A 10,149-nucleotide genomic window follows, 5' to 3' on the forward strand; every position below is an offset into this window, starting at 1 on the left:
GGACAGCCTCCGGCCCGAGCGCCGCCGCCCGTGCGGCGGCGCTCCTCCTCCTGGCGAGCGCGATCACGCTGGGCGCCGCCTGGCAGGGCAGCCGTACGGCGAACCGCACGCCCGGCGCGGAGCAGTCCCTCGGTCTCGCCCTCGCCGCCGGTCTCCTCGCGGTGGCCGCTCTCGGCGGGGTGGCCCGCTCCGCACTGCCCGAGGTGTGGGCGGTCCCGGCCCATCTGGCCCTCGGTATCGCCCTGTTGACGGTGCTACGGCCGAGCCGGCTGCCGGAGACGGTACGGCGAGGTCTGCTGTGGGCGTCGGGTGCGGTGCAGGCGCTGTCGCTCCTGTCGGCGCTGCCGGTCGTCGGCGTGGTCGTACTGGGCCCGCTCTCCTGGGCCTCGCAGGCGTGGACCGGCACCCCGCCGGACGCCCGCGCCGCGGTGACGTCCCACCTGACGTGGCCGCCGTACGCCGAGACGGTCCCGCCGATCCTGGTGGCCCTGGCAGGCGTCCTGGCGCTCGCCGTGCGCGACACGACCTGGCGCCCGCGGGCCCTGACGGCCGCACCGGTCCTGGCCTGGGCCGCGCTGCTCACGGTCCCGGCGGTGCTGGAACTCCCCTTCGCGGCAGGCCTGTTGATCCAGGATGCGGCAACCGCGGGAGCCCTGGCCGTGGCCGTCCTGCGGCCCGGTCCCCCCGCCGCTGTGGTCCCCGCGCTCGTGGCCTCCGCGAGCCTCGCCTTCCTGTCCCTCGCCACCCGGACGGCGACCCTCACCACGCTGTGCGCCCTGGTCGTGCTGTTCGCGGCGGCCTCCTGGCGGGCCGCGCCGGTCACCACGCCCACCGCCCTCGGATACGCCGCCGCCCTGGCCTGCGCCACCGGCGCCGCCGCCGACTGGTCGGCCCCGCACACGGCCCTGCTCGTCCTGACGGTCCCCGCGGCCGCGGCCCTGCTGGCCTGGCGGCTCGACGGCACCCCCGCGACCGTGCCGATCGAGCTGGCCGGAGCCGTGACCGCGCTGGTGGCCATCGCCCTGGCCGCCACCGACCTCCCGATGCTCGCCCTGCTTCTCGCCCTGTGCGGGGTGATCACCGCGGGCACGGCGATCCGCGAGAACCGCCGACCGCTCGGCTACGCGGCCGCCGCCCTGTTCCTCCTGGCGACCTGGGTCCGTCTGGCGGCCTGGGAGGTCGACACCCCCGAGGCGTACACACTCCCGGTCACGATCCCGGCCCTGCTCGTCGGCCACCTCCGCAGGCGGCGCGCCCCGGAGACCTCGTCCTGGACGGCGTACGGCCCGGGTCTGGCCGCCACTCTCCTGCCGAGCCTGGTCATGGCCTGGGGCGACCCCGACTGGACCCGCCCGCTGCTCCTGGGCCTGGCGGCGCTGTCCCTCACCCTGCTGGGCGGCGGCTACAGCCTCCAGGCCCCCCTGGTCCTGGGCGGCTCGGTCCTGACCCTGGACGCCCTGCACGAACTGGCCCCGTACATAGTCCAGATGACGGACGCCCTCCCCCGCTGGGTCCCCCCGGCGCTGGCAGGTCTCATGCTCCTCGCTCTGGGAGCGACGTACGAGCGACGGATCAGGGATGTCCGAAGGATGCGGGACTTCCTGGGCAACCTCCACTGACCCCACCCAGGGGCGCGGGGAACTGCGCGACCAGCCACAACGGCCGCGCGGTTCTCCACCACCTCAACCTCTACGAAGGCATCTTGTCCCCAAGAAGCGCCAGGTTCTCGATAGCGGCGAGCCCGTACAGCGCAGTGTCATTGGTCGACACCCAGGCCGCCTCACTACCCGCCACCAGAGCAGCCGGCCCGCTCAACGCCTCCGTCCTCCACGGCGCCGACTCCTTGTACCCGTCGGAGTTGTAGAACTTGTCCCACGCCCGAGCGGCCAGCTTCGCGTCCCCGGTCTTCACCGCCGCGTACGCGTCCAGCCGCGAGTGCCCCTGGAACAGCAGCAGTGACCCGAAGTTGGACCCGTACCGAGCCGCCTGCTCGGCCTTGGTCGCGTTGAAGTACCGGCAGTAGTCGAAGTAGACCTCGTTGAACTTCGGCATGTCGACGAGGTCGATCAGCTCCGCGCAGAGCTCGTTGAGCCCGAACACGGCGGACAGGTGGGACACGCCCACCACCGGCGCCGAGGCCACGGCGAAGCGTCCCGTGTCGAGGTCGTACAGCCCGCTGCCCTGCACGAACCCGTTCGGCTGGGCGGCGATGCCCTCCATGGTCGACAGCACGCGCGCCTTGGCCTTCTCCCACTTCGGCCCCTTGCGCTCCCACTCGGTCAGCCAGGCCGAGACCAGCCCGCTCCAGTCCGTGCCGAAGCCGATCGACAGGGCGTGCCGGTCGGGCGTGTACGGATCGGTGCGTACCTTGCGCAGCGGGTCGAGTACGAGGAACGTCTCGTCGGAGTCGACGTTGGCGTGCATCAGGTCGCCGACCCGCTCGTCCGCGGTGAGGAAGTAGTAGTAGCGCCGGTACGTCGTGTTGGCGATGCGCTGCTGCTTGGCACTGTCGGCGTAGTGCTGCACACCGTGCCGGGTGCCGAGGCCCGCCCACTTGCCCAGGTGGTACACGTCGACCTCACCGGTGTGCCGGGTCATGGACTCGGCGAACCGGAAGATGTCCGCACGGCCCGACCTGAGGTACGCGAACCAGAGCCAGAGGTCCGGCGAGAGCTCGGAGTTGTCCCACGCGTAGCCGCCGATGTCGTACCGCCACTGGTGCCTGACGGTGTCGTAGGTGTGCATGATGTCGCCGTGGTCCCAGAAGCCGTACCAACGGCGTTGCGCCACCTGGTCCTTGTAGTAGGTGAAGAGGAAGTCGAGGTGGTCCTCGATCTTCGCCTTGGCCGGGGTGGAGCGGTCGGGCTCGGAGTACAGGCCCGGCCCGAAGACCTTCGCCTTGATGAGCTGCTTCGGGGGCGCGGCGAGTTGGGGCAACACCCGTACGGCCTCGACCTGTTCGGCCAGGGCCTCGGGCGTGGGCGTGGACTCGTTGGCCCAGAACAGCAGTTCCGAGGTGCGGGCGATGCCGTAGGGCGTGCCGAACTCGGGCTCGTAGTCCTCGTAGGTGATGTTGAGGCCTTCGAGCTGCTCGGCGAAGGTGTCCTGGCCCATGCCGTCGTGGTAGAAGCGCAGGTCCATGGGCTGCGCCTCGGGCGACCAGAGCCAGAGGGTGACCTCGGCCTCGTCGGTCTGGGCGGCGCGGATGTCGAGCTGGGAGGGGTGGCGCTCCCAGAAGTCCCGCAGGCCGAAGGAGAATCCACCGCTCGCGCCGCCGACGTACCCGAATCCGGAGGCCCGCCGGCCGCCGCCGGCGCCGATCCAGCCGTGGCCCTTCTTGGTGCGCTTGCGCAGGGTGAAGCCGTCGGCTGAGAGCTGGGAGAGCGTGTAGTCGCCCCATTCGGGGATGTACTGGAGCCGGGTGGTGACCCGCTGGTCCCAGGTGGCGGGGTCCGGCAGCTTCTTGCCCGCGTACTGGGCCTCCTGCACGGCGATGCCGGGATCGCGCCGCAGCCCGGTGATGCCCTTGACGGCCTCGCGCAGCAGCCCGGTGCCCTCGCCGCCGATGCGGATGTGGCGGTCGTACGACTGATCGCGCATCGGAACGGTGAAGCGGACGCCGAGGCCGCGGATGAAGTCGCCGCTCGCCTTGCCCGGTTCCTGGGTGCCGTCGAACGTGATCGTGTGGACCATGCGGAAGGAGTCGGCGCCCGCGTAGAAGTAAAGCCGGATCGAGAACGGCAGCCAACTCCGGCCGCCCTTGCGGTGCTTGCCGTCGATACGGACCACCGCCCGTACGGGACCGTCCTGTTCGACGGTCACGGAGGAGATGGCCCCCTCGAAACGCTCGGTCCTGACCGTGCCCTGGTCCTCGTCCTCGATCTCGGGCTGGCGGATGAGCACGAGCCGGCCGTTCTTGGCGATCTCCGTCGACCCGCGGGTGACCGACTTGACGAGCGTCGCGCCCGAAGTGCCGATCTTCGCGGTGATGACCCCGGTGGAGACGGTGATCGCGCCGCCGCTCTTGCCGACCGTGACCTTCTTGTCGGGTACGGCGGCCTCGCCGGCGGTCAGGGAGAGCTTGCCGTTGCCCGAACTGACCGCGTGGGCGGTCCACTTGAGCGATCCGTCGGGCCAGTAGGCGATCGGCCAGGACTGCACCGGCACGGCCTTGCCGTCCGCGTCCGTGACCGCGAACTTCTGATCCTCCTGGTGGACGCCTTTGGGCCAGGGGACGCCGACGGTGGAGCCGGGCGCGGCACCGAGGCCGCCGTCCTCCAGCCAGTCCAGGGTCACGGGAGAGTCGTCGGCCTCGGCGGCTCTCGGCGCGGCCTGCGCGTCCTTGGCCCCCAGCGCCCAGCTGAACTGCGCGGCGGCACCGGCGACGGCGGCGGCTTTGAGGAGGGACCTGCGGGGGATGGGGGACATGGCCGTTCCTTTCCATGGACAAGCTGGTCAGGGGCATGACAGAGAGAGGTGCGGTGCCCAGGGCACCGACCTTGTGACGAGGGCGGGGCCCGTCAGCGGCGCCGGTAGCGCTCCTCCACGGCGACGGCCGCCGCCGCGACGGCTCCGAGCACCGGAACCGCCAGCGGTGCGACGAACCCCGCGGACAGGGCCACGACGGCCAGACCGGCGATGATCAGAAAGGACCCGGCCGGATCGCGCAGGGTCCGCCGTACGGCGCCGGCGAGCAGCGCCCGCCAGGACGCGCCCGGCGTCCAGAGCGCCGCAGCGCGCAGCCCGGCCACCACGAGGCCGATCAGCGCGAAGAGCCCGACGGCCCCGACGAGCGGCCCGCCGGGGATGCCGGCCCGGGCGGCCTGGACGTCCACCCAGACCGCGGCCGCCGCGGCCCACCCGGCGAGGCCCACGAGCCACCCGCGGCGCACCGCCGTACGGAAGTCCGCCACGAACTCCCGCAGGCCGCCCGCCTCATGACCCGTCCGGCGCCGCAGGTGCCGGGTGCCGGCGGCGAAGGCCGCGGGGTAGGTGACGAGCCCGAGACAGCCCACGGCGATCCACACGCCGGTGAGCAGGGTCTCGGCGAAGACCGCGAAGCGTTCACCGCCGAACACCGACGCCCTGCGGGCCTTCACACGCGCTTGCGCCATGCTGACCGCCTCACTTCAGTCCGGACGTGGCCATGCCGTCGATGAGATAGCGCTGGAAGGCCATGAAGAAGGCGATGACCGGGATCAGCGCCACCAGCGACATCGCGATCATGCTGCCGTAGTTGGAGATGCCCTCCTGGTCGCGGAACATCATCAGGCCGAGCGAGACGGTGTACTTGTCGGGGGTGTTGAGGTAGATCAACGGCCCCATGAAGTCGTTCCAGGCGTTGATGAAGGTGAAGATGGCGCTGGTGATGAGGGCGGGCCGACAGAGCGGCAGCACGATCGACCAGTAGGTCCGCAGGTGCCCGCAGCCGTCGAGCTTGGCGGCCTCGTCCAGCTCGCGCGGCAGTCCGCGCATGAACTGCACCATGAGGAAGACGAAGAACGCCTCCGTGGCGAGGAACTTGCCGGCCACCAGCGGCACCAGCGTGTCGACGAGTTCCAGCTTGCGGAACATCACGTACTGCGGAATGAGCAGGACGTGGTACGGCAGCAGCAGCGTGCCGATCATCAGCGTGAACAGCAGGTTCCGCCCGGCGAACCTGATCTTGGCGAAGGCGTAGGCGGTCAGCGAGCTCGACAGCACGACACCGGCCACGGCGAGCCCGGCGTAGGTCAGCGAGTTGACGAAGAAGGTGCTGATCGAGATGCCGGAGATGCCGTCGGCCAGACCGGAGAAGTTCGCCCAGACCGGCTTGGCCGGCAGCAGGTCGATGCTGGCGATGATGTCCTTGCTCGGCTTGAACGAGGCACCGAGCACCCAGATCACCGGGTACAGGATGACCGCGAGGATGACGAGCGCGCCGAGGTGCCAGGCGATCGATCCGAAGCGCCGCCGCTCGTTCGCGGTGCGCACGACAGGACTGGTCACGGTGGTCACTTGGCGGCCTCCTCGTAGTGCACCCACTTCTTCTGCGACCAGAACAGGACCGCCGTGACCAGGGCCACCGCGAGCACCAGCGTCCAGGCCATCGCGGCGGCGAAGCCCATCTGGGCCTCCTTGAAGCCCTTCTGGTAGAGGTAACAGGTGTAGACGAGGGTGGCGTCGGCCGGCCCGCACTGGGTGTTGGAGACGACATAGGCGGAGCCGAACACCTGGAACGCGTGGATGGACTCCAGCAGCACGTTGAAGAAGAGCACCGGGGAGATCATCGGCAGGGTGATGTTCCAGAACCGGCGCAGGGGTCCGGCCCCGTCCATCTCGGCGGCCTCGTACAGCTCCTGCGGGACCTGCTTGAGACCGGCCAGGAAGATGACCATCGGCGCGCCGAACTGCCAGATGCTGAGGGCCACCAGCGAGTAGAGGACGTAGTCCGGGTTGCCGATCCAGCCGCCCACGTCGACGCCGAAGACCTTCTGCGTACGGTCCACGATCGCGTCGTCGGAGAACAGCGCCCGCCACACGAAGCCCACCGAGACGCTGGCGCCGATGAGAGAGGGCATGTAGAACGCGGCCCGGTACAGGCCCTGCCCGCGCCGCTTCTGCGCGAGCAGCATGGCGACGCCCAGCGCCAGCAGCAGCTTCAGCGGGGTGGCCACGACGACGTACTTGAGCGTGACCTCGACCGACTTCTGCCAGCGCGGATCCTGGAACATCGTCGTGAAGTTGTCGAATCCCACCCACTCGGGCGGGGTGAACAGGTTGTACCGGGTGAACGCGTAGTACAGCGACGCGATCATCGGTCCCGCCGTGAGCAGCAGGAACCCCGCGATCCACGGCGACATGAAGAGATAGCCGACGAGGTTCTCGCGGCGCCGCCCGCGCCGCCCGGCGACGGGAGCGGCGGACCGCTTCCCGGCCGGGCGCACGGGCGCTTCCTTGACGAGCGTCATGGTGGTACGTCCCCTCAGCCCGCGAACGCGGCCTTGGCCTCGCCGAACAGCGCCTTGGCTGCGTCGGCCGGCTTGGACTTGCCCTGGGCGACCTCACCGCCGAGGCGCAGGAAGGCCGCCTCGATCACGTCGGCGCCGGACGGGTGCGGGGTGATCTTCCCGAGCACACCGGCCTTGGCGACCTCGTCCTCGTAGGCCGCGACCCCCTTGTTGTTGGGGTCGGTGGGCTTGAACGCGTCGTACTGCTCGGTGGTGGCGAGGATGCCGCGGTCGTAGCCCATGATCTTGCCGACCTCGGGGTCGTGGACCATGAAGTCGATGAACTGGGCGGCTTCCTTGGGGTGCTTGGTCCCGGCGAAGGCGCTGAGCATCAGGGAACCGAGGTACTGGCCGGTCTGCTTGCCGTCCGTGGTGGGGATCGGCGCGAGGCCGTAGTCCGACTCGCCCTCGCCCTCGTAGCGGATGGAGAAGTTGTCCCAGGTGAACTCGGAGGCGGCGAGGCCGGCCGACAGACCCGACTTGGGCGCGACCTGCTCGATCTTCTTCGGGTCGGTGACCAGCCCGGACTTCACGCGCTTGTAGCCGTCCGACCACCACTGCGTCAGGTCGTCCTCGGTGAAGCCGAGGTCGGAGTCGGTGAAGAAGGCCTTGCCGTTCTGCCGCAGGTACAGGTCGTAGAGGTACATGATGCCGAAGTAGCCGGTGTCGCCGGCGATCTTCAGCTTGTCCTGGATGGTCTGGAGCGCCTCGAAGTACTCGTCCCAGGTCCAGCCGAACTTCGCCTCGACGCCCGCCTTCTCGAAGGCCTTGAGGTCGATGACGAGCGCCATGGTGTTGGCCCCGACGGGTATGCCGAGCTGCTTGCCGTCGACCTGACCGTTCGCCAGAACGCCGTTGCGGAAGTTGTCCAGGCTCAGATTCCCGGAGTCCGCCTGCGACTTGAGATCCAGCAGAACGCCGCGCTTGTCGTACTTGCGCAGGAAACCGACCGCATTCTGGAAAACGTCCGGCGGATTTCCACCGGAGGCCTGGGTCTGGAACTTCTCCCAGAACGCCGCGTAGTCGGTGAATTCAGGCTTGATCTTGATCTTCGGATACTTCTTCTCGAAGAGCGCGATCGTCTTCTTGATGGCGATGGTGCGCGGCTCGCCACCCCACCACGCATAACGGAGTGTCACGGTCCCGTCTCCGGAACTGCCGCTGTCACCACCGCACCCGGTCGTCGCGGCCAGTCCCAGCGTCGCCGCTGTCGCCCCGGCCGCCTTCAGGATCGTTCGCCTCTCAACATTCCTGCTGGTTCCCACAGTCGGGCCCCTCCCCGCAGCGTCGCCGCCTGCATGAATCGTTTCAAGTAAGCGCTTGCTGGCACAAGCTACGGAGGGCCCGGAGGTGCGTCAATGATTCGGACAGGAATTTCTTGAGAATGCGGTGAGAAGCCGGAGCGCCTCCAACCACCGCACGGGATGCGGAAACTGACGATGCCCCAGGTGAGAGACACGGGATCGACCGGTCGAACACGACACATGCCGTCGTACGAGATCGGTGCGCGGCCGGAAAACAACGGGCGGCGGGGGACCTTCGCTGCGGACCGTCACCACGGAGCGAGTCCGACCGGCTCAGCTCGCATCCGCCCGTACACACGCCGACGGCCCGTCCGCGATCTCGCAGACGGGCCGTCGGTCCGGGTGGGCGATACTGGGTTCGAACCAGTGACCTCTTCGGTGTGAACGAAGCGCTCTCCCACTGAGCTAATCGCCCGGACGCAGGAAGAACATTACCCCATGTCAGGGGGTGCCCTGCGTCATGTCCCGCGAGGCGACGCGACGGCTCCGAAGGCCTCGCCCTTCCGCTCGGGGGACCGGTTGCCTCCGGGCGGACGCGACCGCCCGTGAGGCGCCCTGGGGAGTCCTGGGGAGCGATGCCGGGGGCCCTGCGCTGATGTGCAGCCTCGGCCCCCACCGGCCTGCGGTCAGGACCGCCACCGCGCCCCTGACCAGCGGTGAGAGCCCGGGCACCCCCGCGCGGCTCACTGGTCCTTGATGTTCCAGGGCATCTCGAAGCCGAACTTCCAGAGATAGACCCCGAGGATCGCGGCGATGATCACCAGGCCGATCGAGGTCAGGATGATGTTGCGGCGGCGCACCTTGGGATCGAGGGCGCGCTGGGCCGCCTCGGTGACCTTCCGCTTGGTCCAGCGCAACACGAGCTGGGCCCAGACGAACTCGGTCGCCCAGATCGCCATACCGCCGAAGATCACGACCCAGCCGGGGCCCGGCAGCGGCAGCATGATGATGCCGGCCACCACGACCGCCAGGCCGATGACGAAGACCAGGACCTGCCAGCTCAGGTGCAGCAACCGCCGCGACTTGATGAATTCCGGCGCCCGGGAACCGAGCCCCTGCTCGTCCGTCGCCTCGCCCGTCTTCTCGCCGCTCTGCTCATCAGACGCCACGGCGACCTCGCGCGGCTCGTCACTCCCCGTATTCATGCAGCCAAACCCTACCCGAGAGAAACCGGTCACCGGAATGGTCGTACCTCCCCAAGGGGCTCTCGGCCGGAAGAGTTACGTAAAGGCACGCAAAACACTCAGAGGGGTTTACAACGGCACCGTAGGTGGCATGTCGATTTCGCCGACGTGCGAATCCCCGAGCGCACACTGAGCGAAAGGCCCTGGCGCTTATGAACACCACGGTCAGCTGCGAGCTGCACCTGCGCCTCGTTGTGTCGAGCGAGTCCTCCCTGCCTGTCCCCGCAGGCCTGCGGTACGACACGGCCGACCCCTACGCCGTGCACGCCACCTTCCACACCGGAGCCGAGGAGACCGTCGAGTGGGTGTTCGCCCGCGACCTCCTCGCGGAGGGCCTCCACCGGCCCACCGGAACCGGCGACGTCCGAGTCTGGCCGTCGCGCAGCCACGGTCAGGGCGTCGTCTGCATCGCCCTGAGCTCTCCTGAGGGCGAGGCGCTGCTCGAGGCCCCGGCGCGGGCCCTGGAGTCCTTCCTGAAGCGGACGGACGCCGCCGTGCCCCCGGGCACCGAGCACCGCCACTTCGATCTGGATCAGGAGCTCTCGCACATCCTGGCGGAAAGCTAGGGGCGAGACCGCACAGAGCCGTCCGGCGCCGTCCACTCGGGGAGACGGCTCGGGCTTGTACAACCGCATAGGGAACGACAGGCGCCGTGGCTGCGGAGCGCTCCGC

General features: G+C 69.5%; 8 protein-coding genes and 1 tRNA gene. 2 read left to right on the forward strand and 7 right to left on the reverse strand.

What is annotated here, in order from left to right:
• On the forward strand, nt 1–1,619 hold a 1,619-nt coding region (locus ACFULQ_RS46705; RefSeq protein ID WP_383557247.1), incomplete at its 5' end, for an SCO7613 C-terminal domain-containing membrane protein.
• 70 nt (nt 1,620–1,689) lie between these two features.
• Here ACFULQ_RS46705 and ACFULQ_RS46710 read toward each other — a convergent pair.
• From ACFULQ_RS46710 to ACFULQ_RS46740, 7 genes are all read right to left on the reverse strand, one after another.
• A complete protein-coding gene (locus ACFULQ_RS46710) occupies nt 1,690–4,428 on the reverse strand; it encodes a Tat pathway signal sequence domain protein (protein ID WP_383557249.1) in 2,739 nt (912 codons plus the stop codon).
• 92 nt (nt 4,429–4,520) lie between these two features.
• Nucleotides 4,521–5,114, reverse strand: a complete 594-nt coding sequence (locus ACFULQ_RS46715; protein ID WP_383557251.1) for a hypothetical protein — start codon at nt 5,112–5,114, stop codon at nt 4,521–4,523.
• 10 nt (nt 5,115–5,124) lie between these two features.
• The gene (locus ACFULQ_RS46720) at nt 5,125–5,997 is read right to left on the reverse strand and encodes a carbohydrate ABC transporter permease (protein WP_383557253.1); all 873 of its coding nucleotides are present in this window, start codon (nt 5,995–5,997) and stop codon (nt 5,125–5,127) included.
• Entirely contained in the window at nt 5,994–6,950 is a 957-nt protein-coding gene (locus tag ACFULQ_RS46725) for a carbohydrate ABC transporter permease (RefSeq protein WP_383557256.1), read from the reverse strand. Before ACFULQ_RS46725 ends, ACFULQ_RS46720 begins: the two co-directional genes overlap by 4 nt.
• Nucleotides 6,951–6,964: 14 nt before the next feature.
• Nucleotides 6,965–8,254, reverse strand: coding sequence for an extracellular solute-binding protein (locus ACFULQ_RS46730; RefSeq protein ID WP_383557258.1), 1,290 nt, complete (start codon nt 8,252–8,254; stop codon nt 6,965–6,967).
• Between the two features lie 382 nt (nt 8,255–8,636).
• Nucleotides 8,637–8,708, reverse strand: a tRNA-Val gene (locus tag ACFULQ_RS46735).
• Nucleotides 8,709–8,976: 268 nt separating this feature from the next.
• Nucleotides 8,977–9,438 (reverse strand): TIGR02611 family protein, encoded by a 462-nt coding sequence (locus tag ACFULQ_RS46740; protein WP_383557261.1) that lies wholly within the window; start codon nt 9,436–9,438, stop codon nt 8,977–8,979.
• A gap of 191 nt (nt 9,439–9,629) precedes the next feature.
• Here ACFULQ_RS46740 and ACFULQ_RS46745 point away from each other — a divergent pair, with 191 nt between their 5' ends.
• Nucleotides 9,630–10,043 carry an SsgA family sporulation/cell division regulator gene (locus ACFULQ_RS46745; RefSeq protein WP_004002642.1) on the forward strand — a complete coding sequence of 138 codons (414 nt, stop codon included), beginning with the start codon at nt 9,630–9,632 and terminating at the stop codon, nt 10,041–10,043.
• Nucleotides 10,044–10,149: the final 106 nt, after the last annotated feature.

This window comes from Streptomyces sp. NPDC057253, from assembly GCF_042669125.1.
In the GTDB taxonomy this organism is placed as follows: domain Bacteria; phylum Actinomycetota; class Actinomycetes; order Streptomycetales; family Streptomycetaceae; genus Streptomyces.